This is a genomic window from Halogranum rubrum (genome assembly GCF_900114455.1).
Taxonomy (GTDB): Archaea; Halobacteriota; Halobacteria; order Halobacteriales; family Haloferacaceae; genus Halogranum; species Halogranum rubrum.
The window spans coordinates 243,183-268,637 of record NZ_FOTC01000003.1 but is presented as its reverse complement, the minus strand read 5'-3'; the positions used below and the strand labels follow the sequence as shown (position 1 = coordinate 268,637).

24 protein-coding genes are annotated in these 25,455 nt (G+C 63.9%); 14 read left to right on the top strand and 10 right to left on the bottom strand.

Annotated features, from left to right (window positions below):
- Window positions 1–452 precede the first annotated feature (452 nt).
- Both BM083_RS15290 and BM083_RS15285 read left to right on the top strand, forming a co-directional pair.
- Window positions 453–1,580, top strand: coding sequence for a tRNA (guanine(26)-N(2))-dimethyltransferase (locus tag BM083_RS15290; protein ID WP_089870304.1), 1,128 nt, complete (start codon window positions 453–455; stop codon window positions 1,578–1,580).
- A gap of 67 nt (window positions 1,581–1,647) precedes the next feature.
- Entirely contained in the window at window positions 1,648–2,916 is a 1,269-nt protein-coding gene (locus BM083_RS15285) for a YihY/virulence factor BrkB family protein (RefSeq protein ID WP_281244204.1), read from the top strand.
- Between the two features lie 276 nt (window positions 2,917–3,192).
- Here the strand turns inward: BM083_RS15285 and glnA are convergent, their stop codons facing one another.
- Complete coding sequence (gene glnA / locus BM083_RS15280; RefSeq protein WP_009366911.1) at window positions 3,193–4,557, bottom strand: type I glutamate--ammonia ligase; 1,365 nt, start codon at window positions 4,555–4,557, stop codon at window positions 3,193–3,195.
- Between the two features lie 126 nt (window positions 4,558–4,683).
- Here glnA and lrp point away from each other — a divergent pair, with 126 nt between their 5' ends.
- Window positions 4,684–5,142, top strand: a complete 459-nt coding sequence (gene lrp / locus BM083_RS15275; protein WP_009366910.1) for an HTH-type transcriptional regulator Lrp — start codon at window positions 4,684–4,686, stop codon at window positions 5,140–5,142.
- 42 nt (window positions 5,143–5,184) lie between these two features.
- Here lrp and BM083_RS23405 read toward each other — a convergent pair whose 3' ends face one another.
- Complete coding sequence (locus BM083_RS23405) at window positions 5,185–5,340, bottom strand: hypothetical protein (protein WP_009366909.1); 156 nt, start codon at window positions 5,338–5,340, stop codon at window positions 5,185–5,187.
- A 139-nt stretch (window positions 5,341–5,479) separates the two neighbouring features.
- Here BM083_RS23405 and BM083_RS15270 point away from each other — a divergent pair, with 139 nt between their 5' ends.
- Window positions 5,480–5,932, top strand: coding sequence for a hypothetical protein (locus tag BM083_RS15270; RefSeq protein ID WP_089870302.1), 453 nt, complete (start codon window positions 5,480–5,482; stop codon window positions 5,930–5,932).
- Between the two features lie 140 nt (window positions 5,933–6,072).
- On the opposite strand, the gene BM083_RS15265 is transcribed toward BM083_RS15270, so the two are convergent.
- Window positions 6,073–7,155, bottom strand: coding sequence for an aminopeptidase (locus BM083_RS15265; RefSeq protein ID WP_089870301.1), 1,083 nt, complete (start codon window positions 7,153–7,155; stop codon window positions 6,073–6,075).
- 138 nt (window positions 7,156–7,293) lie between these two features.
- On the opposite strand from BM083_RS15265, the gene BM083_RS15260 reads away from it, so the two are divergent.
- Both BM083_RS15260 and BM083_RS15255 read left to right on the top strand, forming a co-directional pair.
- Window positions 7,294–8,175, top strand: coding sequence for a DUF3267 domain-containing protein (locus BM083_RS15260; RefSeq protein WP_089870300.1), 882 nt, complete (start codon window positions 7,294–7,296; stop codon window positions 8,173–8,175).
- A gap of 78 nt (window positions 8,176–8,253) precedes the next feature.
- A complete protein-coding gene (locus BM083_RS15255) occupies window positions 8,254–9,273 on the top strand; it encodes a threonine aldolase family protein (RefSeq protein ID WP_089870299.1) in 1,020 nt (339 codons plus the stop codon).
- A gap of 9 nt (window positions 9,274–9,282) precedes the next feature.
- On the opposite strand, the gene BM083_RS15250 is transcribed toward BM083_RS15255, so the two are convergent.
- Window positions 9,283–9,795 carry a TspO/MBR family protein gene (locus BM083_RS15250; RefSeq protein WP_089870298.1) on the bottom strand — a complete coding sequence of 171 codons (513 nt, stop codon included), beginning with the start codon at window positions 9,793–9,795 and terminating at the stop codon, window positions 9,283–9,285.
- 57 nt (window positions 9,796–9,852) lie between these two features.
- Window positions 9,853–12,285: a GAF domain-containing protein gene (locus tag BM083_RS15245; RefSeq protein WP_089870297.1), complete on the bottom strand. Its 2,433-nt coding sequence runs from the start codon at window positions 12,283–12,285 to the stop codon at window positions 9,853–9,855.
- 132 nt (window positions 12,286–12,417) lie between these two features.
- Between BM083_RS15245 and alaS the strand changes: the two genes are divergently transcribed.
- The 5 genes from alaS to BM083_RS15220 all read left to right on the top strand — a co-directional run bounded on the left by alaS (window position 12,418) and on the right by BM083_RS15220 (window position 18,865).
- Window positions 12,418–15,186, top strand: a complete 2,769-nt coding sequence (alaS, locus tag BM083_RS15240; RefSeq protein ID WP_089870296.1) for an alanine--tRNA ligase — start codon at window positions 12,418–12,420, stop codon at window positions 15,184–15,186.
- Window positions 15,187–15,402: 216 nt separating this feature from the next.
- Complete coding sequence (locus BM083_RS15235) at window positions 15,403–15,942, top strand: DoxX family protein (RefSeq protein ID WP_089870295.1); 540 nt, start codon at window positions 15,403–15,405, stop codon at window positions 15,940–15,942.
- Between the two features lie 126 nt (window positions 15,943–16,068).
- Window positions 16,069–16,839: an alpha/beta fold hydrolase gene (locus BM083_RS15230; RefSeq protein WP_089870294.1), complete on the top strand. Its 771-nt coding sequence runs from the start codon at window positions 16,069–16,071 to the stop codon at window positions 16,837–16,839.
- Window positions 16,840–16,904: 65 nt separating this feature from the next.
- A complete protein-coding gene (locus BM083_RS15225; protein WP_089870293.1) occupies window positions 16,905–17,615 on the top strand; it encodes a type 1 glutamine amidotransferase in 711 nt (236 codons plus the stop codon).
- A gap of 86 nt (window positions 17,616–17,701) precedes the next feature.
- Window positions 17,702–18,865, top strand: a complete 1,164-nt coding sequence (locus tag BM083_RS15220; protein ID WP_089870292.1) for an acyl-CoA dehydrogenase family protein — start codon at window positions 17,702–17,704, stop codon at window positions 18,863–18,865.
- A gap of 39 nt (window positions 18,866–18,904) precedes the next feature.
- Here BM083_RS15220 and BM083_RS15215 read toward each other — a convergent pair whose 3' ends face one another.
- A complete protein-coding gene (locus BM083_RS15215) occupies window positions 18,905–19,309 on the bottom strand; it encodes a thiol-disulfide oxidoreductase DCC family protein (protein WP_089870291.1) in 405 nt (134 codons plus the stop codon).
- Between the two features lie 143 nt (window positions 19,310–19,452).
- On the opposite strand from BM083_RS15215, the gene BM083_RS15210 reads away from it, so the two are divergent.
- From BM083_RS15210 to BM083_RS15200, 3 genes are all read left to right on the top strand, one after another.
- Window positions 19,453–19,815 carry a 4Fe-4S dicluster domain-containing protein gene (locus tag BM083_RS15210; RefSeq protein ID WP_089870290.1) on the top strand — a complete coding sequence of 121 codons (363 nt, stop codon included), beginning with the start codon at window positions 19,453–19,455 and terminating at the stop codon, window positions 19,813–19,815.
- Between the two features lie 119 nt (window positions 19,816–19,934).
- A complete protein-coding gene (locus BM083_RS15205) occupies window positions 19,935–20,408 on the top strand; it encodes a hypothetical protein (protein WP_143085744.1) in 474 nt (157 codons plus the stop codon).
- Window positions 20,409–20,527: 119 nt separating this feature from the next.
- Window positions 20,528–20,983, top strand: coding sequence for a ferritin-like domain-containing protein (locus BM083_RS15200; protein ID WP_009366892.1), 456 nt, complete (start codon window positions 20,528–20,530; stop codon window positions 20,981–20,983).
- 94 nt (window positions 20,984–21,077) lie between these two features.
- Here the strand turns inward: BM083_RS15200 and BM083_RS15195 are convergent, their stop codons facing one another.
- From BM083_RS15195 to BM083_RS15180, 4 genes are all read right to left on the bottom strand, one after another.
- Window positions 21,078–23,228, bottom strand: coding sequence for a heterodisulfide reductase-related iron-sulfur binding cluster (locus BM083_RS15195; RefSeq protein ID WP_089870288.1), 2,151 nt, complete (start codon window positions 23,226–23,228; stop codon window positions 21,078–21,080).
- 84 nt (window positions 23,229–23,312) lie between these two features.
- Window positions 23,313–24,017: an energy-coupling factor transporter transmembrane component T family protein gene (locus BM083_RS15190; protein WP_089870287.1), complete on the bottom strand. Its 705-nt coding sequence runs from the start codon at window positions 24,015–24,017 to the stop codon at window positions 23,313–23,315.
- 7 nt (window positions 24,018–24,024) lie between these two features.
- A complete protein-coding gene (locus BM083_RS15185) occupies window positions 24,025–24,792 on the bottom strand; it encodes an energy-coupling factor ABC transporter ATP-binding protein (RefSeq protein WP_089870286.1) in 768 nt (255 codons plus the stop codon).
- Between the two features lie 9 nt (window positions 24,793–24,801).
- Complete coding sequence (locus BM083_RS15180) at window positions 24,802–25,383, bottom strand: biotin transporter BioY (RefSeq protein WP_089870285.1); 582 nt, start codon at window positions 25,381–25,383, stop codon at window positions 24,802–24,804.
- Window positions 25,384–25,455: the final 72 nt, after the last annotated feature.

The window sequence follows — 25,455 nt, the reverse complement described above, 5'->3', positions numbered from 1 at the left end:
TTCGTGTCTCCGCGAGGGAACCAAGCGGAGGCCAGCAAGAGCCTCAGGCTCTTGCGTTGCCGCGAGACACACACGCGAGGGATGACTGAGTGAGCGAGCGGTAGCGAGTGAACGAAGGAGTCGGTTGGGGAGGGTGTGGCTATGCTGTTGGGTGGGCTGGAAGGGGAGAGTCGCTGAACGAAGGACGACGATGCAAGCACCACAGGAGTGAGCGGGGCGAACGACGAGGAGCATGGTTCGAGAGAGCAGCGCTCTCTCGTCATCACGAAAGACGCTTTGCGTCTTTCGAACGACAGCGAGTCGCCCGAGTTCAGCGACTCGGGGCTTTCTGGCTGGTTGCTCCGTTCCCGACAACTGACTGTACCTCACGAGGTACTGACACAGTTGGCAGATTCCCAATCGCACCAACGACTAATCGGGCGACTTTTCGCCGTCGCTCGTCGACCACACTCATGAACATCTCCGAGGGCGGCGTCGACGTCGAGGTGCAGTCCGCCCGCGACGGCGCGAGCGAGGGCGCAGGCGACGGGGTCTTCTTCAACCCCACGCAGGAACTGAACCGGGACGTCACCGTGGCGGCGCTCCGCGCCTACGAGAACCGCGAACCGCGCGTCGAGACGTATCTGGACGCGATGGCCGCGAGCGGTATCCGAGGGGTTCGCGCCGCCAACGAGGGCTACGACGTGACCTGCGCGGACATCGACGCCGACGCCGTCTCCTTGGCCGAATCGAACCTCGAACGTAACAGCCTCTCCGGGCGCGCCGTCGAGAAGGACGCCAACGTCATCATGCACGAGGAACTGTTCGACGTCGTCGACATCGACCCGTTCGGGACGCCGATGCCCTTCGCCGACGCCGCCTTCGCCAACGCCCGGAACCTCGTCTGCGTCACCGCCACCGACACCGCGCCGCTCTGTGGCGCGCACCTCAACAGCGGGATTCGGAAGTACTCGACCGTCCCGCGCAACACGGACTACCACGCCGAGATGGGGCTTCGAGTACTGCTCTCGGCGCTCGTCCGAACCGCCGCGCGCTACGACGTCGCCGCTGTCCCCATCCTCTCGCACGTCTCGCGACACTACGCGCGGACCTACCTCGAACTCGACCACCGCGCGACCCGCGCCGACGCCGCCATCGAACAGTTGGGCCACGTCTATCACTGCGAGGACTGTCTCGCCCGCGAACACGAGTTCGGCCTCCACGCCCATCCGCTCGAGACGTGTCCGAACTGTGGCGGGAACCGCATGCTCACTGCCGGTCCGATTTGGCTCGGTCCTATCGCGGACTCGGCGTTCGCGCTGGCCGTCCGCGACGAAGTGACCGACGACATGGGCGAGGCGAAGAAGGCCCGCCGGATGCTCGACACGGTAGCCGAGGAACTCGACACGCCGACGAACTACGACCAGCATCGCCTCTGCAAGCAGTGGAACGTCCCGGCCAACTCGATGGAGGACTTTCTCGCGGACCTCGACGCGGCGGGGTACGAGACCAGCCACGCCCACTACTCGGGGACGTCGTTCAAGACGGACGCGAGCGTCGCCGAGATTCGCGAGGCTGCCGAACCCCAGAAAGAGACCTGAAAGAGAGAGCGGGAAAACCGCAAAGGGTGCCGTCGAATACTTATAACAACCGTCCGAACGCTGTTGCGTGTCATCAGTAACTATCTCTGGACCGTCTGACGTGGTTGCCGTCGGACGGAGTGTAATCCAGACTATCCAAGAGCGGGAGGTGACGTTCATGGCGGCGAGCATCTCCTACTACTCGTTCGTCTCGTTGATTCCCCTACTCGTCCTCGCCGTCATCGTCGCACTGTTCATCGGCGGAGATCCGCTACGGTTGGAGATTCTGGAGTTCGCCGAAGCCAACCTCCCGGACGCCAGTTTCGGCCTCATCAAGGAGACGCTGGAAGCCGAGAGCGCACAGAGCGGCCTCGGCGTCGTGAGTCTCGGGTTGACCCTCTGGGGGGCGCTCAAAATCTTCCGCGGCGTCGACGTCGCGTTCTCGCGCATCTACGGTTCCGAACCGGGCGGTCTGCTCGACCAAGTCCGCGACGGCCTCATCGTCCTCGGAGCCATCGGCCTCGGCGTCGTCGGTATCACCGTCGTCACGTCGGTGATTGCGCTCGTTCAGATTCCGTTCATCGAACTCATCAGTCCGCTCGTGTTGCTCGCGACGCTCTGTATCGCCTTCTTCCCGTTCTACTACGTCCTCCCGGACGTCGACTTCGACCTGCGGGAGGCGCTTCCAGGGACGGTCTTTGCCGCCATCGGTTGGACGCTTCTTGGGACCGGATTCGGAATCTACGCGAGTCAGCCATCTGGTTCCGGCGGCGCGGCCGCCGTCGGTGCGATTCTCCTCCTCCTCACGTACTTCTACTTCTCGGGGATACTGCTGCTCACCGGTGCCGTCGTCAACGCCGTGATGGGCGGGCGACTCTCGGACCGGCAGCTACAACAGCCCGTGGGCCGACAGTTCGCCCAGACGGATATGAGTGAGGAGCGAACAGACGAGGCGACGCGCCGCGACGTCGAACCCGCGGGAGCACCGGATATCAACGAACTCGAAGACCGTGTCGAGGAACTCCGCGCGGACCTGGACGCCTTCGAGCACGACGTCGACGAGCGGACGGTGAAGAAACCGGAACTCGAACAGGAGATGAAGCGGTACGTCCGTGCGAAGATGCGCCGTGGCCACGCCCGTGGCTGGGGGCCGTATCTCGTCCTCCTCTACGGCACCGTGCTGACCCTCGGGGCGTTCTTCACGTTCGAGAGCGGCCTGCTCGCCATCGCCGCGATGCTCATCATCTTCCTCTCGACGCTCGGCCTCTACGTCCTCTTCGTGATGGTCGGGCTGAGCTTCAACCTCCTCAGCGTCCCGGCGAAGGCCGCTGGAAAAGTCCGCGAGAAGCGTCAATAACCGTTCTCCTCGCGAATCGTACTACGTAGTTACGGTGCCGCCGAGTTTCTCGTGACTGCGACCACAGTCTTCTCACGCCCTTTGTACTCCTGACCAACTCGACGAGACGGGTTTTTGCTTGCCAGCGGTCTGAGTCGGTGCCCGACGAGTAGACCCACCACTCGTCGTCGTGGTTGTCGTTCACGCGGTCCTCCGCGATTGCGGTCGGATTCGTCGTCGCGTACCGACGGCTAGTGGGGCGTGACAGCCAAAAAAGACCGAGTCGGTGAGTCGGCGTTAGAACTTCTCGAGGTACTGGTCGAGTTCCCACTGGGAGACGTCGATACGGTACTCGTCGTACTCTTGGCGCTTGGCCTCGACGAACTTCTCGTAGACGTGCTCACCGAGTGCGTTTTGGACGACTTCGTCCTCTTCGAGCGCGTCGATGGCCTCGCCGAGGTTCGACGGCAGCGTCTCGATGCCGTACTCTTTGCGCTTCTCCTCGTCGAACTCGTAGATGTTCTCGCGGACCGGGTCCGGCGCTTCGAGGTCGTTCTCGATACCTTCCAGACCGGCGTGGATGAGCGCGGCGAGTGCGAGGTACGGGTTACACGACGGGTCCGGGAAGCGAGCCTCGATACGGGAGGCGGCCGGGACGCGCGCGGCCGGCTTGCGGATGAGCGCCGAGCGGTTACGGTCGGACCACGCGATGTAGACGGGTGCCTCGTAGCCGGGAACCAGACGCTTGTAGCTGTTGACCGTCGGGTTGGTGACGGCGGCGAGTGCCGGGGCGTGTTCCAGAATTCCTTGGAGGAACGAGTGTGCCGTGCTGCTCAGGTTGAACTCGTCGTCGTCGTCGTGGAACGCGTTCTCGCCGTCCTCGGTGAAAAGCGAGATGTGGGTGTGCATCCCGGAGCCGTTGATCTTCGGAATCGGCTTCGGCATGAACGTCGCGTGCAGGTCGTGCTGTGCGGCGATGGCGCGAACGACCGTTCGGAACGTTCCGACGTTGTCGGCCGTCGTGAGCGCGTCGTCGTACTCGAAGTTGATCTCGTGTTGGCCCTCGGCGACCTCGTGGTGCGAGGCTTCGATCTCGAAGTCCATCTGTTCGAGACCGTAGATGATGTCACGACGGACGTCGGACGCGAGGTCCTTCGGAGCGAGGTCGAAGTAGCCACCGACGTCGTTCGTCTTCGTCGTCGCGCGCCCGTCTTCGTCCTCCTCGAAGAGGAAGAACTCCGGTTCCGGAGCGGCGTTGACCTTGTAACCCATCTCGTTGGCGCGGTCGATGGCGTCCTTCAGGATGGTTCGGGGGTCGCCCTCGAACGGTTCGCCGGTCGAGGTGTTGACAACGTCACAGATGAGGCGCGCCGAGCGGCCGTCGCGCCACGGCAGAATCGCAAACGTCGAGGGGTCGGGGGTGAGGCGCATGTCGGATTCCTGAATGCGCACGAAGCCTTCGATAGACGACCCGTCGAAATAGATTCCTTCGGTGAACGCCTTCTCGGCCTGTGTGGCCGGGACGGCGACGTTTTTGACGGTTCCCAGGATGTCGGTAAACTGCAACCGGAGGAAGTCGACATCGTTCTCTTCAATCTCGTCAACGACGGCCTGTGCGTCCGCGCTCAGACCACCATCGGGTGCTATATTTTCGTCCGTCATGTTCTGGACACTCGTTACCGAATACACCCAGTATAAAGATTTTATCGGCTGGTGCAAACGCGGCAGGTCTCTGTGAGAAGTGGATATTCGTAAAATTCTAATGGGGTGAGGGAGACCGTTGGTGTAATGACGTACGAAAACCTCGACGCCAAACTTATCAATGCACTGCTCGGCGACGGTCGCGCGAGTCTTCGAAGTCTCGCGGAGAAACTCGACGTCTCGGTCACGACCGTGTCGAATCACCTCCGCGACCTCGAAGACGAAGGTGTCATCGAGGGGTACACACCGAAGGTCAACTACGACGCGCTCGGCTACGACGTCACGGCCGTCATCCAACTGAAGGTCGAAGGGAGCAAACTCCCCGACATCACCGAGCGACTCCGCGAAGAGAAGCAGATGATCTCCGTCTACGAGGTCACGGGCGACTACGACGTCATCGCCATCGGCAAGTTCACCGACACCGACGGCATGAACCGCCAGATCAAGGCGCTGCTCACGGACGCCGACATCCGCGAGTCCAACACCAGCGTCGTCCTCAACTCCGTCGTCGAGAACGAGCAGTTCGAACTCGACGTCGAAGAGTAACGGCCGCTCCTCACCCCGTCTCTCACTCTCGCCGAGCGCTAGCTACACCAGATAGTCGGCGACGCTGTCCATGTCGGTTCGACAGAACGGACACCGATACTTCGTACTGAACCCGCCGGACTGGACGGTCGTCGTCTTCGCCTTCAGTTCGTGCATCCCGATGTCTCGCTGGCAGTCTGGACAGTTCAGTTTCGGCATATGTATGTGAGAGTGAAACACACAGTTAAATCCTGCGCCAACTGTCGTGAGAAGTTGTATTTTCGATTCCTGTGAAACTATTTCTCACACGAGATTCAAGACGACGAGGGCTTATCGATGCTCGACCTGTCGTCCGGCTATGGATTCCCGCACTCGGTCGTTCGCCATCGCTGGCTTCGGTGGTCTCTCAAGTGTCGCCGTCCTCGTGTACAGCTGGCAGACACTCTCCTCCGTCTCCGAAGGACCACGCGGTGACGGCTTCGTCGCGGGTCTCGTCGCCGCCTTCGGTCTTGCCCTCGGCCTCTCGGCGCTCGTCGTCGCGTTCGACGCCGTCGTCCTCGCCGCGAGCGAACGGTTCGCCCGACTCGACGGACGCCAGCGACTCGTCTTACAAACCGGCTGTGGGTTCGCCGCGCTCGGGCACGCCGCGCTCGCGATTCCGTGGGAGCGACTCGGTCTGGACCCCGTCCTCTACCAGTTCGGCGGATGGCTCGGCCTCGTCGGACTCGGGACGGTGCTCACGCTTCTCGGTGGGTTGTGGGTCGTCGCCAGTTCCGCTCGTCACTGGGCATCGACGAGACAGAGCGCGTAACGCCGCAGACGAAAAAATCGCGAAGAGACCGCTGAGAGACTCTTAGAAGTCGTCCTCGAAGACGAACGTCCCAGTTCCACCTTTTACTCGCTCGCTTCGCTCACTCGCAAAACGTGGATGAAAAGACCACTGAGAGACTCTTAGAAGTCGTCCTCGAAGACGAACGTCCCGTTGCGCTGGACGACGTCGCCGTCGACTTCGATGACCGACTCCTCGCTCATGTCGACGATCATGTCGACGTGTTCGGCCGACTCGTTCGTCTCGTTCTCGTCGCCGACCGTCTCGCCGTAGGCGCTGCCGACGGCCATGTGGACGGTGTCACCCATCTTCTCGTCGAAGAGCATGTTGTAGGTGAACTGGTCGATAGACCGGTTCATCCCGATACCGAGTTCGCCGAGGTAGCGTGCACCCTCGTCGGTGTCGAGGATGCCCGTCAGCAGGTCTTCGTTGCGCTCGGCGCTGTGCGAGACGACCTTTCCGTTCTCGAACGTCAGGCGAACGCCCTCGATTTCGCGGCCGTAGCGGTACAGCGGCATGTCGAAGTAGACGTCGCCTTCGACGCTGTCCTTGACAGGAGCAGTAAAGACTTCGCCGCCGGGGAGGTTCTTCTCGCCGTAGTCGTTGAGCGTCGAGTTGCCCGCGACGGACATCGTCAGATCCGTCTCGTCGCCGCTCACGATGTGAACCTCGTCGGCACCGTCGAGAATCTCGACCATCTGGGCTTGGAACTCGCGCTGTTCGTCCCAGTCTTTGTTGACGGCGTCCCAGACGAAGTTCTCGTAGCCTTCGGTGCTCATGCCCGCCAACTGGGCGTAGCCACCCGTCGGATACTGCGTGAGACACCAGCGCGTCGAGAGTCGTTCCTTCTGGACTGGCTGGTAGGCGCGGCGGTAGGCGGCGTTCGTCTCCGGCGAGACGTCGCTCTTCTCGGAGGGGTTCGGGCCTGCGCGGGCGAGAATGACCACGTCGGCTTCCTCGTACATCGCGAGGTGGTGACTCGGTGTGTCGAAGTCGTCTTCGCGTGCGCGGAGGAACGCCCGGTCGGCACGGTCCGAGTAGTTCAGATACAGCGGGTTCGCCCCGCGGTCACCGATGAGTTCGTGGAGCGCGACGCCGAGGTCCTCGGCCTCCGACGGGAGGTAGACGACGACGTTGTCGCCCTCTTGGATGTCCGTCGAGTGGTCGACGATGACCTCTGCGTGTTCGCGGATTCGTGCGTCCATACCGGTTCTTCATACAGGTGGCGGATACTCCTTTCGGGTTCCGTCGTCGGAGCGTCTCGATACCCGCTTCTCTGTCTGCTCTCACTAGTGTACACTTCTCACAGCAAGGCTATCTCCTCGCCGGTTGATCTCTATGTTATGACACTATCCTCTCGTTCACCCCTCACGACGTTCACCGTCTCCCGCCAGACTGCTATCGAGTGGACCGGTATCGGAACCGCCGGATTCGTGGCCGCCCTCTTCGCACTCACGGGCCTCTACGCACTCGTGACCGGCAACACCGACCTCTCGGTCACCATCGACGCCGACAACCTCGGCAACGCCGCCGCCGGCGTCGGTGTCGTCCTCCTGCTCTCCGTCGGTACCATCGTCGTCCACGAACTCCTCCACGGCGTCGCGATGAAGCGCTACGGCGGAAAGCCTCGCTACGGCGCGGGCGTCGCCTATTTCGTCCTCCCGTACGCGTACGCGACGACGGACACCGAGTTCACCCGCAACCAGTTTATCGTCGTCGCGTTGACGCCACTCGTCGTCATCACGGCCGTCGGCGTCCCGCTCATGCTCCTGTTGGACCTGCCCGTCCTCGCCGTCCCGCTGGCGCTCAATATCGGTGGCGCAGTCGGCGACCTCTGGATGGTTCGGATCCTGTTGCGCTACCCCGCGGACGTCGACGTCGTCGACGACGTGACCGGGCTTCGGGTCTTCGGCGACGCGGAGCACGTGCCCGTCGACAGCCCGCGGACCGTCCTCCGCAGCAGCCTCGTCGGCTTCGGCGTCGCCCTCGGCCTGTTCGTCCTCGCGGCGATGCTCGCCCCGATGCTGCTCGATATCGCCGGCGTCACGTCGCTGACCATCGGCCCGGCCGGGACGCTGTGGAACCTCCTCCAGTTCGAGAGCGGCCCCGACGGCTTCTCGTCGTCGTTCGGGCTCGGCGGGCTACTCGGTCTGAGCGCCGTCGTCGGACTGGCGTACGGTCTCCTCGCCGGCGGCCGTGGACGCGGCCGCGGTCACACCGCCTGAGCCGAACTTCACACCGCCTGAACGACCCACACCGCCGCGACCACGACTTCTTTCACCCCGCCCCCGAATCGAGAGGATATGATAGACCTTCGTAGCGACACCGTCACCCGCCCGAGCGACGCCATGCGCGATGCCGCCCGCGACGCCGACGTCGGCGACGACGTCTACGGCGACGACCCGACCGTCAACGAACTCGAACGCCGCGCGGCGGACCTCGTCGGCACGGAGGCCGCACTCTACGTCCCGACGGGGACGATGGGTAACCAGATTGCTGCACGGACACACACGGATAGAGGACAGGAGATTCTCGTCGACGACCAGGCCCACGTCGTCAAGTGGGAACTCGGTGGCCTCGCGCAGTTGTCGGGGCTCCAAGTTCGCACCGTCGACTGCGGCGAACGCGCGGTGCCGACACCCGAGCAAGTACGAACGAATCTCGTCGACGAGGACCTCCACCGCCCCGGAACCGGCCTGCTCTCACTCGAGAATACCCACAACAGTCGCGGCGGCATCGCCGTCCCCGTCGACCACATCGAAGCGGCCGCCGAGACTGCCCACGAGCACGACGTGCCGGTCCACCTCGACGGTGCACGCGTGTTCAACGCCGCAATCGCGCTCGACGTCGACCCCGCTGACCTCGTCGCCCCCGTCGACAGCGTCATGTTCTGTCTCTCGAAGGGTCTCGGCGCGCCGGTCGGGTCGATGCTCGCTGGTTCAGAGGAGTTCATCGCTCGCGCGCGTCGCACGCGGAAGCTCCTCGGTGGCGGGATGCGACAGGCCGGGATGATTGCCGCACCCGGTCTCCTCGCACTCGAGAACGTCGAGCGACTCGCCGCCGACCACGCGAACGCAAAGGCGCTTGCCGACGGCCTGAACGAGGTTTCGGGGCTCTCTGTACCGACACCGGACACTAACATCGTCGTCGTCGACAGCGAGGGCGCGAGCATGACGGGCGACGAGTTCGCCGACCGCTGTACCGAGGCGGGCGTCGGCTGTGGCGCGTTCGGCGAGTACACGACACGTTTCTGTACGAACTGGGACGTCTCCGACGAAGATATCGACGAGGCCGTCGACCGCATCGCGACGGTCGTCGAGTAGGTTCCGGCTTCAGACGAGCGCGTACCCGTTCAACTGGACGATAGTGTAGTTCAACACCGCCGCGAAACAGCCCCACAGGAGGTAGGGAACGAGCAGTGTGGCCGCGCGTCGGTCGACGCGGGCGAACGCGGCGATGGTTCCCGCGACGGCGACGACGAGCGCGACGATGATCCAGAACGCGACGCCGGGTGACTCCAGCGCGAAGAAGACGGGCGTCCACGCCACGTTGAACACGAACTGGAGCACGAACAGACCGAGTGCGAGTCGAACCGGTCTCCGGTCCGTCCCTCGTCGCCAGACCAGCCAGACGGCGACGCCCATCAGCGTGAACAGGAGCGTCCAGACGACGCCGAACGTCGCCGGTGGTGGGTAGAACCACGGTTTCTCCAGCGCGGCGAACCACGCGCTGTTCGGCCCGCCGAGCACTGCCGGCACCGCGCCGACGACGTTGACGAGGACGACGAATCCGACGAGCGCCGCCCAGTCGCGCCGTCCAGTCGGTGCTCTCTGTGTCAGTTCCATACAGGCGGTAGGGACGCGAACGGCCTGAACGTTCCGCCTGGTTACAGACTCACGACGTCACACCGAGAACTCGAAGCGAGCACCGCCCTCGCTCCCGGCCTCGACGGTGACCTCCCAGCCGTGTGCCTCGGCGATTCGCCGGACGATAGCGAGGCCGAATCCAGTGCCGTCCGTTGACGTCGAGTACCCCGTCTCGAACACCGACTCGCGGTCGCCCGCCGGGATTCCGGGTCCGTCGTCCTCGACGGCGAACCCGTCGGCGGTGTTCTCGACGCGAACAGTTGTCGTCTTGGCTGTCTCCGGGTCGTCGTCCGCTGTCGACCCGTGCTCCACCGCGTCACCGGACTCCGTCCAGTTCGTCCGGTTGCTCGTGGAGCCATGCTCCACCGCGTTCCGAAACAGGTTCTGGAGGAGGTCGATGAGGCGGTTGTAGTCCGCGTCGACCGTCGACTCCTCACTGAGCGACACCACGAGTTCGACGTCGCTCGTCTCGACGTGACTCCACGCGTCCATCGTCGCCGTCTGGAGGTCGACTGTCGTCGTCTCGCCCACGACCTGCCCCTTGCGTGCGAGCGTCAGGAGGTCGTCGATGAGTCGGGCCATCTGGTCGAGTGCGTCGTCGATTGGTTCGAGATTCGGGTCGTCGACTGTCTCTTGGACGAGGTCGAGATACCCCGTCGCGACGGTGAGCGGGTTCCGGAGGTCGTGTGAGACGATGCTCGCGAACTCGTCCAGTCGCTCGTTCTGTCGTCGGAGTTCGCGTTCTCGCTCCCTCTGCTCGGTGACGTCGGTGTAGATAGCGTAGCCACTGGTGTTCGTCTGGTCGAGGTGGACAGGGACGACGTGGAGTAAGAAGTCGCGGACGCCAGTCGCCGTCTGCCTGCGGACGCTCGTCCGGAGGCTCGTCCCCTGTTGAAGCTTCTCGTTGAACGTCGTCGCCTCTGCGTCGTTCGCCGGTGGGACGACGTACTCGTCGATGTTCGCGCCGACGATTTCGTCGGCCGGGTAGCCGAACACGTACTCGAACATGGTGTTGACCCGCTGAACGACGGGTCGGTCGTCGTCGAACTCGAACGTGACTGCCGCGTCGGGAATGTTCTCGAAGAGGGCGGCCAGACGGTCACGCTCGTCTCGGAGCCCCGACTCGGCTTCGATGCGTTTCAACGTCGCCGTCACGTGTGAGATGAGTAACTCTGCCAGTTCGAGGTCGGTCTCGTCGAACTGACGTGTGTCACGTGCAGCAGCCTGAAAGACGCCGACATCGTCGATGCGGACGCTGATTCCCGACCCGTAGATGTCGCCGACTGGGTCGGCGTCGGCGTCGGCGTGGATGTCCGGCGTCAGCCGTGACTCGCCGGTTCGGTAGGTCTTGCCGACGGCACCGTAGTCGAGCGGAAGTCGGCCGACGTCGACGGCGTCCGGTGGCGCCGACTTCGCCACCGGGACGAACTCGCCACCGGACGCGGCGAAGATGTACGTCCGGTCGAAGTCGAGGATCGTCTTGGCGACGGTGACCGTCCGCTCGAAGAGTTCCGCTCGGGAGCGAGCGGCGACGAGGTCCATCGCTCCCTCGTGGAGGCGAGTGATCTTGGTCTGTCGAGTCTGGACTACCGACTCGGCTCGGAGCCGTGTCAGTATCTCGGCGACGTGTCCGATGAGCAGTTCGGCCAACTGCCGGTCTCGTTCGTCGAACGCGTCGAGGTGAGTCGACACCGCCTGAAAGACGCCGTGTGAGCCGATGGGGACGCTGATACCGGACCGATACGACGATTGGGCCGGTTTGGCGTCGCTGTCTTCTTCGATGTGGTGGACCAGTTGTGACGTCTTCGTCTGGTAGGTCTTTCCGGCGAGTCCTTCGTCGATGCGCATCCGACGAAAACCGCTGTCCGGTGTGTCCGTCGAGACTGCCTTCGGGACGATATACTCGCCGTCGACGATGCCGACGTAGCAGGTGTCGAAATCGAGGACGTTGGCGGCGACGTCGACCGTCGACTGGTACAGTTCTTCGGGCGTCTCCGCACCGACCAGTTCGGCCGTCGCGTCGTGAAGCATCGTGACCTGGTCGGTACTGTCTCGAAGTTGCTGTCGAGTCTCTTGAGACGTGACCCACGCGAGTTCGTCGAGGAGGCGACGGCGGTCGTCCGCACCGCCGTCGTCACGCCGGACGTAGCCGGAGATGTGCTCACACGTCGTGAGTCGGTCGATTGCGGCGTCGGTGTAGGCGACGACCGGAATCCCTCGCGCCCGGACCGCCTCGACCACCGCCACGTCGAGACTGTCTGGGCCGGTGACGAGAAGACAGTCGGGGTCGAGCGCGTCGAGTGTCGCAGCAACTTTCTGCGTGTTCCGACCCGGGTCCGTCTCGTCGGTGTCGGCGGTCCCGAGTGTCTCGTGGGAAATTATCTCGACGTCCGGACAGTCCGCTAACAGGGACGAAACCATCGGCTCGTCGACGCCGATGAGTATCTGAAGAGGTCCTGTGGTGGTCATGTCCTCGCACTAGTCAGAGTACCAGACAATAGCGAACTGAGCGCAAAAACGTTGTGATGAACCGGGGTGTCTGGCCTGCTGAACTGGGTGTTGCGGAACTGTTTTACCCCGGCATCGGCCAGATAACAGACAATGAGCGAACTCGAATCGGAGTATCGCCTCGAATACTTTGAGGAGAACGACTTCGTGCGAAAGGAGTGTCCCTCCTGCGGAGCGCACTTCTGGACGCGCGACCACGACCGCGAGACGTGCGGCGAGCCGCCGTGTGCAGATTACAGCTTCATCGACAACCCGGGGTTCGACGAGGCATACACCATGGAGGAGATGCGTGAGGCGTTCCTCTCTTTCTTCGAGGACAACGACCACGCGCGTATCGACCCGTATCCGGTCGCCGCCAACCGCTGGCGCGACGACGTCCTTCTGACGCAGGCTTCTATCTACGACTTTCAGCCCCTCGTCACCTCCGGTGAGACGCCGCCGCCGGCGAACCCGCTCTGTATCTCCCAGCCGTGTATCCGGATGCAGGACATCGACAACGTCGGCCGGACGGGCCGACACACGATGGCCTTCGAGATGATGGCCCACCACGCGTTCAACGCCCGCGAAGAGGCCGAAGGGGAGTACGCCTACGAGGGCGAAGTCTACTGGAAGAACGACACCGTCCGCTACTGTGACGAACTGTTCGAGTCGATGGGCGCGAATCTCGACGAAATCGTCTACATCGAAGACCCGTGGGTCGGCGGCGGCAACGCTGGCCCCGCAATCGAGGTCATCTACAAGGGAGCGGAACTGGCGACGCTCGTCTTCATGTCGATGAAGCAGGACCCCGAGGGCGAGTACGAACTCAAGGACGGCAACCGTTACTCGCCGATGGACACGTACATCGTCGACACCGGCTACGGGCTGGAGCGATGGACGTGGATGAGCCAAGGGACGCCGACCGTCTACGAGGCGGTCTACCCCGACATGATCGCGTTCCTCAAGGAGAACGCCGGTATCGAGCACTCCGAGGACGAAGAGCAACTCATCCACCGCGCCGCGAAACTCGCCGGCCACATGGACATCGACGAGGCCGACGACATGGACGTCGCCCGCGACAACATCGCGGACAAACTCGACGTCAACGTCTCGGAACTCACGGCGCTCACGCGTCCGCTGGAGGACATCTACGCCATCGCCGACCACTGCCGTGCGCTCGCCTACATGTTCGGCGACGGCATCGTCCCGTCGAACGTCGGCACGGGCTACCTCGCCCGGATGGTGCTCCGCCGCACGAAGCGTCTCGTCGACAACGTCGGTATCGACGCACCGCTCGACGAACTCGTCGACATGCAGGCCAAGCGCCTCGACTACCACAACCGCGACACCATCCGCGACATCGTCCGCACCGAGGAGGCGAAGTACCGCAAGACGCTCGAACGCGGCAGTCGCCGCATCGAGCAACTCGCCGACGAGCACGCCGGGACGGGTGACCCCATCCCGACCGACGAACTGCTCGAACTCTACGACTCCCACGGCATCCAGCCAGACATGGTCAAGGAGATCGCCGAGGAGCGCGGTGCCACCGTCGACGTCCCGGACGACTTCTACTCGCTCGTGGCCGCCCGCCACGACTCCGAGCAGGCGTTCCAGGACCAAGACGAGACGGACGACCGCCTCCGTGAACTCCCGGACACCGAGAAGCTCTACTACGAGGACCAACAGCGCACGGAGTTCGAAGCCGTCGTCCTCGACGTCTTCGAGCGCGAGGAGGGCTACGACGTCGTCCTCGACCAGACGATGTTCTACCCCGAGGGCGGTGGCCAACCCGCTGACAGAGGGTCGCTCACGAGCGAAGACCTCACCGCGGAAGTGTCGGACGTCCAGATTCGTGACGGCATCGTCCTCCACCGGACGGACCGCGACCCCGGCAAGGGCGAGTTCGTCCGCGGACAGGTCGACGTCACCCGTCGCCGCCGCCTGATGCGCCACCACACGGCGACACACGTCGTCGGCTACGCGGCCCGGCAGGTGCTCGGCGACCACATCCGACAGGCCGGTGCCCAGAAGGGGACGACGAGTTCCCGCTTCGACATCACCCACTACGAGCGCATCACGCGCGAGCAGGTCAAGGAGATAGAGCACGTCGCCAACGAGATCGTGATGGACAACCACCCGGTCAAACAGGAGTGGCCCCACCGCCACGAGGCCGAGGAGAAACACGGCTTCGACCTGTATCAGGGTGGCATCCCGCCGGGTACCAACATTCGGCTCATCCACGTCGCCGACGACGTGCAGGCCTGCGGTGGCACGCACGTCAAGCGGACGGGCGACATCGGCTGTATCAAGATTCTGAACACCGAACCCGTTCAGGACGGCATCGAGCGCATCGTCTTCGCCGCGGGCGACGCCGCTATCGACGCGACACAGCGTAGCGAGGACGCACTGTACGACGCCGCAGACGTGCTCGACGTCACACCCCAAGAAGTGCCGGACACCGCCGAACGCTTCTTCACGGAGTGGAAGGAGCGCGGCAAGACCATCGACCGTCTCAAGTCCGAACTCGCCGAAGCGCGCGCCGCCGCGGGCGGCGACGAGATAGACATCGACGGCACGCCCGTCGTCGTCCAGCGACTCGACGGCGACACCGACGAGTTGCGGAAGATGGCCAACGCCTTCGTCGACGAGGGGAAGGTGGCCGTCCTCGGTAGCGCCAACGGCGGTAGCGCGACGTTCGTCGTCGGCGTCCCGGACGACGTCGACGTCAACGCGGGCGAACTCGTCGGCCAGTTAGCGCAAAAGGTCGGCGGCGGGGGCGGCGGTCCCGCGGACTTCGCGCAGGGCGGCGGCCCGGACGTCGACGAACTTGACGACGCACTCGACGACGCGCCGGAACTGTTGAAGAGTGTGCTGAACGCCTGAGACGGCACAGCACGCCCGCCCTTCTGCGGGCGTAGATACGCTGTCGGGGAGGTGCGGCCCGAAACGACCACTCGCTCCACGGCTTCTTCGAGCGGTCCGTCGTTCTTCCGTACATCACATCTCACACGGTCCTACAGGCCGATTCTCACCGGTCTGGAATCAGTCTCTATTTATATACTATCGTAGTGCGACTGTTCATCTGTTAAGGTGTCAATCATGTCCATTCAACAACCAACCCGACAGGCAAGCTGGTTCGGCAAGAGTATCGACTTCGACTACGCAACGAGCGTCGCGGGCTACACCACCGTCCTGATTCGCCTCGTCACCGGCTACTGGTTCTTCCACGCCGGCTACACGAAGATTCTGGCCGCAGAACCGTTCAACGCCGCCGGATGGCTGGCGAACGGCACGACGGCGTCGCCCATCCACGGATTCTTCGTGTGGGCCGCCGGTACGCCGTGGCTCTTGGAGTTCACGAACTTCATGATTCCCGTCGGTGAGACGCTCATCGGTCTCGGCCTCATCGTGGGCGCGCTGGTTCGCCTCGCGGCGTTCTTCGGCGGCCTCCTGATGGTGTTCTTCTACCTCGGGAAGGCCGACTGGGCGCACGGCTACGTCAACGCCGACCTGTTCGGACTGCTGATGTTCGTGTTCGTCGGCGTGTTCGCGGCGGGCCGCATCTTCGGCCTCGACGCCGTCATCGAGAAGTACGACGCCGTCCGCCAGCGCCCGGTGCTCCGGTACCTGCTCGGCTAAATCGGGCGGACCACTCTGCGCTCTTCTTCCGCTTCGTTCACCTTCTTCACTCTCTTCGGTTCTCTCGATTCCTTCGAGAGCGGCCCAACCGGTGGGTTGAACCGGTTTCTTCGAGAACGGTCGTCCATGCCTACCGCACGCAATGGCGACGTCTCGCTCTACTACGACACCGACGGCGACGGTGAGACAGTCGCCTTCGTCGGCGACGTCGGCTACGGCGCGTGGCAGTGGGGGTGGCAACACGCCGCCGTCGCCGGGCCGTACGAGAGTCTCGTGATGGATATTCGGGGAACCGGTCGGTCGGACGCGCCTGACGGTCCGTACACGGTCGGCCAACTCGCACAGGACCTCGAAGTCGTCCTCGCGGACCACGGCGCGCGGAACGCCCACCTCGTCGGGGCCGGACTCGGCGGGATGGTCGCCCTCCAGACCGCCTTCTCCTCGTCGCGCGCGGCGAGTCTGACGCTCGTCGGTACGGCGGCCGCCGGGCGAGAACTCGACCTCTCGCCGCTCTACGGGACGCCGACGAACCCACAGGAGTGCCGCGCGTCGCTCGATGCGGCGTTCTCGGCCGACTTCTTCGACGAGCAACCCGACGTAATCGACCAAATCGTCGCGTGGCGTGGCGAGGAAGACGCCGCCAGAGCGACGTGGGAGGCGCAAGCCGCCGCAGTCGAGCGGTTCGACGTCTCCGACCGCCTGTACGAGATGACGACGCCGACGCTCGTGTTGCATGGCTCCGACGACGCCGTCTGGCCGGTCGAGCGCGGCCGCGAGTTGGCCGAGGGTCTCCCGCGTGGGTCGTTCGAGGCAATCGACGGAGCGGGCCACCTCGCTCACGTCGAGCACTCTCGCGTCGTCAACGACCGATTGCTCGATTTCTTGGTCGAACAGTAACGAAAGACCGGCAGAACCCGGCACGAACACAAGGCATTTTCCACCGGGCCCCGACGGACGATACAATGAGTAGACTGCGTGTGGCCTTTCTCGACGCGTCACACAACGACGAAACCACGAAACGTAACTTCCGCCGCGAACTCGACGCCGACCTCGTCGAGTTCGATGCCAGCGGCGGGCACCTCCCCTCTTCTTTCGACTACGACGCCGTCGCTATCTCCGGGTCACGTGCATCGGTCTACTGGGACGAAGAGTGGATTACGAACCTCGTCGACTGGGTCACCGAGGCGGTGGACCGCGGTATTCCGGTCTTGGGCGTCTGTTTCGGCCACCAGGTGTTGGCAGAGGCACTCGGCGGCACCGTCGACGACATGGGGTCGTTCGAACTCGGCTACACCGAGGTCGAACACTCGGGAGACAGCCTTCTGTTCGACGGTGTCGACGAGCGCTTCACCGTCTTCACCAGCCACGGCGACGTTGTGACGGAACTCCCACCGGGTGCCGAACCCATCGCCGCGAACGAGTACGGCAACCACGGCTTCCGAAAGGGCCACTGTTTCGGCGTCCAGTTCCACCCCGAGTACGACACCGACACCGCCGAGAAGATTGCGCGGAGCAAAGGCGAGTTCCTCGGCGACGAGCGTATCCAGTCTGTGCTCGCGGGCATCACTCCCGAGAACTACGCTGCGGCCTGTGAGGTCAAACAACTGTTCGACAACTTCCTCCAGTACGCCTCACAGGTCCGCGAGGAGTCGACGTCGACGGCGACGGTATAGCCGGCGGCACTCTTTTCGTTCTCTCGTTCGGTTCGACGAGGCAACACTTGCGAACGCTTTTGACCGAACCGCGCCGAGAGTCGTTCATGCTCGATTACGTAGAATTAGAGGCCGACCTCGACGCAGAAGAGCGGATGATTCGAGATACGGCCCGCGATTTCGTCGAGGAGGAGGTTCGCCCCGACATCGGCGAGCACTATCTGGAGGGGACGTTCCCGACCGACCTCATCCCGAAGATGGGGGAGTTGGGGTTCTACGCGCCGAACCTCGACGGCTACGGTCTCCCCGACGTCAGCGAGACGGCGTACGGACTCCTGATGCAGGAGTTGGAGGCCTGCGACAGCGGTCTGCGCTCGATGGCGAGCGTGCAGGGTGCGCTCGTGATGTACCCCATCCACGCCTTCGGCAGCGACGACCAGAAAGACGAGTGGCTCCCGAAACTCGGCGCTGGCGAGGCAGTCGGCTGTTTCGGTCTCACGGAACCGGAACACGGCTCCGATCCGTCGTCGATGGAGACCCGTGCGGAGCGCGACGGCGACGAGTACGTGCTCAACGGGTCGAAGACGTGGATTACGAACTCCCCTATCGCCGACGTTGCCGTCGTCTGGGCGCACGACACGTCGGCCGAGGAGACACCAGTGCGCGGTTTCCTCGTCGAGACGGACCGCGACGGCGTCTCCACGAACGAGATTCACGAGAAACTCTCGCTTCGCGCCTCCATAACGGGTGAGATTGGCCTCAACGACGTTCGCGTGCCAGAAGAGAACGTCCTGCCGGGTGTCGAGGGGATGAAGGGACCGCTCTCGTGTCTCACGCAGGCCAGATTCGGCATCGCGTGGGGTGCCGTCGGTGCTGCCCGCAACTGCTTCGAGACGGCCCGCGAGTACGCGACGGACCGCGAGCAGTTCGGCGGCCCAATCGCACGGTTCCAGCTACAACAGGAGAAACTCGCGGAGATGGCGACGCAGATTACGACCGCACAACTGCTGGCGTACCGCCTCGCCGAGTTGAAAGAACGGGGTGACCTGCGCCCGCAGCAGGTGTCGATGGCAAAACGCAACAACGTCCGGATGGCCCGCGACCAGGCCCGTGTCGCCCGCGAGATACTCGGCGGCAACGGCATCACCGTCGACTACCCGCCGATGCGACATCTCTCGAACATGGAGACCGTCTACACCTACGAGGGCACCCACGACATCCATACGTTGGTGTTGGGGCAGGATCTGACTGGGATTGCAGCGTTCGAGTAGAATTTTCGCAGATTCCTAGTTATCGAGACGTCGCCCGATTCACAGCGACTCACGCCGGACGATCTTCCCCCACCACGCCCGTCGGTCGGCCGCCCAGCGGTACGCTTTCTCTCTCGTCACGGCGTAGCCCGGAAGCCCGCGGAGCGCGCCGAACAGTTGGCGTGCGTTCGGGTCGAGTCGTGCGAGCACCTGCTCTGTCGCCTCGCCACAGGAGTACACCTCGCCGTCGGCGAAGAGGTGGACACAGCGCTCGTAGTCGGCCGGTAGCCGAACTTTCTCGGCTTTCGTCAACTCGGAGAACCCCATCAAGTCGAAGTCGCCGTGACGGTCCGCGAACGCCGCAGACCACGTACAGAACCCGCAGTCGTCGTCGTAGACGATTCGCGGCCGTGCCGATTTCTCTCTGCCCGTCTGTGTCGCTGTCTCCGACACTCGTCTGCTCATACCCAGCGTTGGTGCCGCCAGGCCAAAAACCCCATCTGCAGCGTGTGTTCACGTCACTCACCCGGTCGCTACTCGCCGGTCGGCCGTCTATCTCGCCGCCCGCTTTCGATTCTTTTTACCGCCTGTCGCGTGCAGCGTTCCCAATGGCTATCGACCCGAACTTCGACCAGAACCGCGAGAAAGTCGGCGAGGAGAAGCTGGACGAGCTTCGCTCGTCTGCCAGCCAAACTGCGTTTGGCGACGATGTCGCCGTGTGGGGGCCGGTCGACCCGCCGGAGCAACTGGGCATCCACGGCACGCACGTCGCCGTCGACTACGACATCTGTCTCGCAGACGGGGTCTGTCTGGAGAACTGTCCGGTCGACGTGTTCACGTGGGTCGACACGCCCGGCCACCCCGAGAGCGAGCAGAAGGTCGAACCGACGCACGAAGACCAGTGTATCGACTGTATGCTCTGTGTCGACGTCTGCCCTGTCGACGCCATCGACGTCGACGCGAGTCGCTAAGCTGTTTTCGAGAATCGTTTTCGAGGAGTGCGCCAGATGGCCTTTGTTCCGCCCAGTATTCGGATTATGTGGTGACCCGAACTCGACACTCACCGACGAGACGGACCGACCGACGAACTGTGCTGACCGGCCTCTTCGGCCTTATCACGGCCGGTGGCACGCTGTCGACGCTTTCGGGGACTGCGGTCGCACACTTCCCCGCCGAACTGGACGTCGACGTCGCGCCCTTCGTCGACAGTCGACCGCTTCCGCATCCGGACCGCGGATTCGTCCGCGTGGCAGTGACCAACGTCGACGACGTCGACGCGACGAGCGAAGCGTCGAGCTATCGATTCGGCGCACCCGAAGTCGTCGCAGACGGCGGCGGTGCCGAGGCAGTCCGAGCGTGTCGCGTCCGCGACGTGGACGGCGACGGTGTCGACGACCTCGTGCTCTGGTTCCGTCTGCGAGAAACCGGGTTCTCCGACGAGTCGACGACGGGCGAACTCCGGTGGGACAGAGACGAGAGCGGCGACCACGGACTCTCGGGTACGGCCGAGGTCTCGTTTCGACAGACACCGCCCGCCGACAGCGGTGTCCAAGACGGCTGCTGAAGAGAGACGGGAGTCCGCTCAGTGAGACGGTTTCCGTGATGCGCTTCGGCCCTCGACGACCACCGTATTTTGCTCCGGCGAGTACCTTCTTGTCCGTGGCGAGGTAAGTTGAGGGTGCAATGACCTCTCAGGAAGTTACCGACCTGCTGAAGAAGGCGTACGGTGACGAAATCGAGACGGTGATGAACTACATGACGAACTCCATCATCCTCGACGGTATCCACGCCGAGGAGATCAAGGAGTCACTGCAGGCGGACATTCAGGAGGAACTCAACCACGCGCAGATGATCGGCCAGCGTCTGAAGCAACTCGACGAGCGTCCGCCGGGTTCGGCCGAGTTCCAGGCGAACCAGGACAGCCTCCAGCCGCCGGAGGACTCTACGGACGTCCTCTCGGTCATCAACGGTGTCCTCGACGCCGAGGAAGACGCCATTGAAACCTACCGCGCTATCATCGACGCGGCCGAAGAAGCAGGCGACCCAGTAACCGAGGACCTGGCCGTCGGCAACCTCGCAGACGAGGAAGCCCACCGCACGGAGTTCCGCGGGTTCAAGAAAGAGTACGACGACAACTAAGTCGATTCGGCCGTCGGTTTTGTCGACTCGTCGATTCTTCGACTCTCGACGCTTCGATTTTTGGCTCGACTCCCAGCGACAGCGACGTCCCGACTCAGTCGTCGGCCGTCGCCGGTCCGCCGCCGAACTCGTCCGTACTCACTGCACCCGACCGGGCCGCTTTCGCGTCGAGCGCTTCGACGATGAGTTCGCTGATGTCGACGATGTCGATGTCGTCCTCGAAGTTCCCCGTCTTCCGACCGTCTTCGTACATCGTCCCGCACATCGGACAGGCGACGACGAACTTCTCGACTGCCGACCCGGCGTCGGTGTCCTCCAGTGCCTCGCGGAGTCGTTCTTCGCTCGGTTTCGACTCCTCTTCGAGGTCCATCCAGAGGCCGCCGCCACCGCCGCCGCAACAGAACGAGTTCTTGCGGTTGCGCGGCATCTCCGAGAGCGTCACGCCCGTCGCGCGGATGACCGCCCGTGGGGCCTCGTACTCGCCGTTGTACCGCCCGAGGTGACACGGGTCGTGGTAGGTGACGCTGTAGTCGAGTTCGGTGCCGTCGAGACCTAGACGACCCGAGTCGACGAGCGACTCGACGACTTGCGTGTAGTGGTAGATCGGGTAGTCGAAGCCGTCGACCATCTCCGGATACTCGTTCATGAACGTGTTGTACGAGTGTGGGTCGGTACAGACGATTTTCTCGAACTCGCAGTCGTCGAAGGCGGCGACGTTGTCCTCGACGAGCATCTCGTAGAGGCCTTCCTCACCCACGCGCCGGACGTCGTTACCGTCGTGTTTCTCGTCCTCGTAGAGGATGCCGTAAGAGACGCCCGACTCGTGGAACAGCCGCGCCATCGCGCGGGCGACGCGCTGGTTCCGTTCGTCGTAGGAGGGGTAGTCGCCGACGTACCAGAGGAACTCGACGTCTTCCTCGCGGGCGTCCGGCACCTCGAAGTCGAGTTCGTCGGTCCAGTTGCCGCGCTTGCGCTCGGGTTCGCCGAACGTGTTGCCGTTCTGGAACACGTTCATCATCGTCTCCTGAACCGACTCCTGCATCTGCCCCGTCTCGGTTAGCCGCCGGTTCATCTCGGTGAAGTGGCTCAAGTGCTCGATTTCGACCGGGCAGGCGTCCATGCAGGCCATGCAGGCCATACACGACTCCATCGACTCGGAGGCAATCACCGAAGAACCGCCGTCGGCGACGATGTCGACGGACTCCGTTCGGCCGGCGTCGAGGTCGTCGCGATACTGTTTCAAGTCGAGGATGACGTCTCGCGGGTCGAGGTTTCGACCGCTTGCCTTCGCCGGACAGACGGCCGAACACCGGCCACATTTCGTACAGGCATCCATGTCGAGCATCTGTTTCCACGAGAAGTCGTCGGCGGAGGTGTAGCCGATGTCGTCGGGCGCGAGGTCGGCCGGAACACCGGGAAGGCGCTTGCCCGCTTTCTCGTCGCGGGTGACGACGTTGGCGAACGACGAAATCATGTGGAACGGCTTGGCGTAGGGGACGAGTGCGACGAATCCGAGCGCGAGCAGGGCGTGTGACCACCAGCCCCACCAGTAGAGCGTCTCGGCCTGTCCGGCCGTCATTCCGGCGGCGTCGAAGACGAGGGCGACGAAGTAGCCGACGAAACTCACCGTCTCGAAGTCGGGGAACTCGGTGCCGACGATGCGGAACGCCTCGATGACGTAGCCACCGACGCCGAGCAGGAAGAGCGTCCAGATGAACGCGTCGTCCTCCAGCGAGGTGTGTTTACCCCACAGTCGGTGGTTGTGGACGACGTACCGGCGGTAGATTGCCATGCCGACACCGACGACGAAGAGAAAGCCCATCGCGTCCATCACGAACGAGTACGAGAGATAGAAGTCGCCGACGAAGAACGACTGCTCTTCGCCGGTCAGAATCGAAGTGAGAAGTCGGTAGCCGTCGATGTCGATGGCGAGGATAGTCGTCCCGATGAGGAGCGTGAGAAAACCCCAGAGGATGAACGAGTGCATGATGCCGCCGTACAGATCACGGTCGAACTGCTTCTCGTTCGAGAGCACGATCTTCGCCGACGAGGTGACACGAGTGCCGAAGTCGTCGAGTCGCTCGAACCAGTCGTCGGTTCCTTTGGTCAGTCGAGCGAACCGTTCGTAGACGCCGTAGAGGAAGACGAGGACGGCGGCGGCCGCGAGGAAGTAGAACGCGGCTTTGCCGACCGGACCGATGGTCCAGAACGTTTCCCGCGTAACGGTTGATTGCAGGAATGTCATACTCAATCACCCGGATAGTGGACGGTTAAATCTTGTTACCCATAGTGGTTCAACAGGCGACTGAACTCCCCGCTGGCACGGAGTTCAGACCACCGCGCTGACAGCAAGAACTGCCGACAGCACAATCGCCGGAGCGTCGAGTCGGGAGAACCGAAGTTCGGGCAGCGTCGGGTTCCACGCGAGACACCGCGCCTGCAACGCGAGTGCGAGGGTGTCGGCCCGACGGAACGCCCGATTCAACCCCGCCGTCGCCACGAGTTGCATCCGCTCGATTACCGGTCGTTCGTCGCCGAGACGGGCGGCCATCGCTTCGCGAACCCGCGCGAGGTCCGACTGCAAGACCGGAAGAAACCGAAAGACGAGGGCGACACCCATCCCGAGGAACTGTCCGGGCTTCCCCGGAACCGTCCGCTGGATGGCCGTCCGCGACTCCCGCGGCGACGTCGTCCGGACGTAGACTGCGCTGACGAGCAGTGCGAGAACGACGCGGTAACTCGCCAGCGCCGTCTCGACGGCCTCGTTCACGACGAACCACGGCGCGCCGAACGTCAACCCCGAGACGAGTGGACCGGCGGCGAGAAGCGGTAGCGCGTACCGGAACTCCCAGAGCGCCGACTGCGGGGAGACGCGACCCGCCGCGAGAAAGAGCGCCGTGAGGCCAGTGAGTATCGCCAGTCCTCGTGGCGTCGTGTGGGCGACGGCGGCGGCGACGAAGGTAATCTGGAGCAAGAGCTTCGTCCGGGGGTCGAGACGATGTGCGAGTGAGTCACCGGGTGTGTAGGTCAGCATGTGATCGTCAGTATCGGTCTGTTCTGGCGGTCTGCGAGTCGAAGCCGCTGTCGCCGTCGTCGCCGACGGCTACGGTGTCGGGGACGCGGACGTTCAGACCCCCTAACTCCGCCAGCGCCGTCTCCGGGTCGCTGTCGACGACGACGCGTCCGTCGGCCATCGCGACGACTCGGTCGGCGAGTCCGAGCACGTCGCGCAGGTCGTGGGTGACGACGACGATACCCGTCCCCTCGGCGTGGAGGGCGCGAAGTCGTCCGAGCACCGAGCGTCGGGCAGGTTCGTCGAGGCCGGTGAAGGGTTCGTCGAGGACGAGATGGTCGGGGTCCATCGCCAACACGCCGGCGATGGCGACCCGTTCGCGCTCCCCGCCCGACAGTTCGTGGACGCTCTCGTCTTCTCGGCCGTCGAGGTTGACGGCAGCCAGTGCCTCCGAGACGCGGCGGTCTATCTCTTCGCGTGAGAGGCCGAGATTCTCCGGGCCGAACGCCACGTCGCCACCGATGGTCGACGCGACGAGTTGGTCCCGCGGGTCCTGAAACACCATCCCGACGGCCGTTCGGGCGGCGACGAGGTTCTCGGAGACTGGTGTGCCGTTTACGAGCACCTCTCCTTCGTCGGGGTCGAGTAGCCCGTTGAACTGGCGGACGAGCGTCGTCTTGCCGGAGCCGTTGGCTCCGACGAGGACGAGAAACTCGCCGTCGGGAACCGTGAGCGAGACGTCGTCGACAGCGACGGTGTCGCCGTAGCGGTGGGTCAGTTCTCGTGTCTCTATCATCGCTGTTCCTTACGTCGCCGCGATGGCGTCGGAGCGGACGATGCCGACGGCGGCGGCGATTTTGAACGCTTCGGCCGGGAGGAACACGGCGGCACCGGCCGTGAACGCTTCGACGAAGCCGAGTCCCAACACAGCCATCAACCCGGCGATACCGAGCGCGTAGATGATGACCGTCCCGACCACCATCGCCGCGACGAGCACGGGGACGCTGGTGTCGCGGTAGTCACCGAGCGACCCGCCGTGGACGCCGAGGCCGACGGCGGCGGCGGCGACGGGGTACGACCAGAGATAGCCGAGCGTCGGTTCTGCGAGGAGAACGCCGAGTCCCGAGGCCCCACCCGCGAAGACGGGTGCGCCGACGGCACCGGCGACCAGATAGAGGAGCATCGCGGCTGGACCCCACACTGGGCCGAGCATGATGCCCGCGAGGAAGACGCCGAGTACCTGCAGGGTGATGGGCGCGGGCGAAAGCGGGTTCGGGAACGAGACGAAGGCGAACGCACCCATGAGCGCGGCGAAGAGCACCGCGCGAGCGAGGTTCACGACGGCTTCGTCGCCGACGAGTTCGACGGAGTCGTTCGAAGTTGCCATACCCCTCCTCTCTCGTAAACCAGTTTGAACGCTTCGGTTGACAGAACATCGTCCAGTGCCCCCAACTATTTT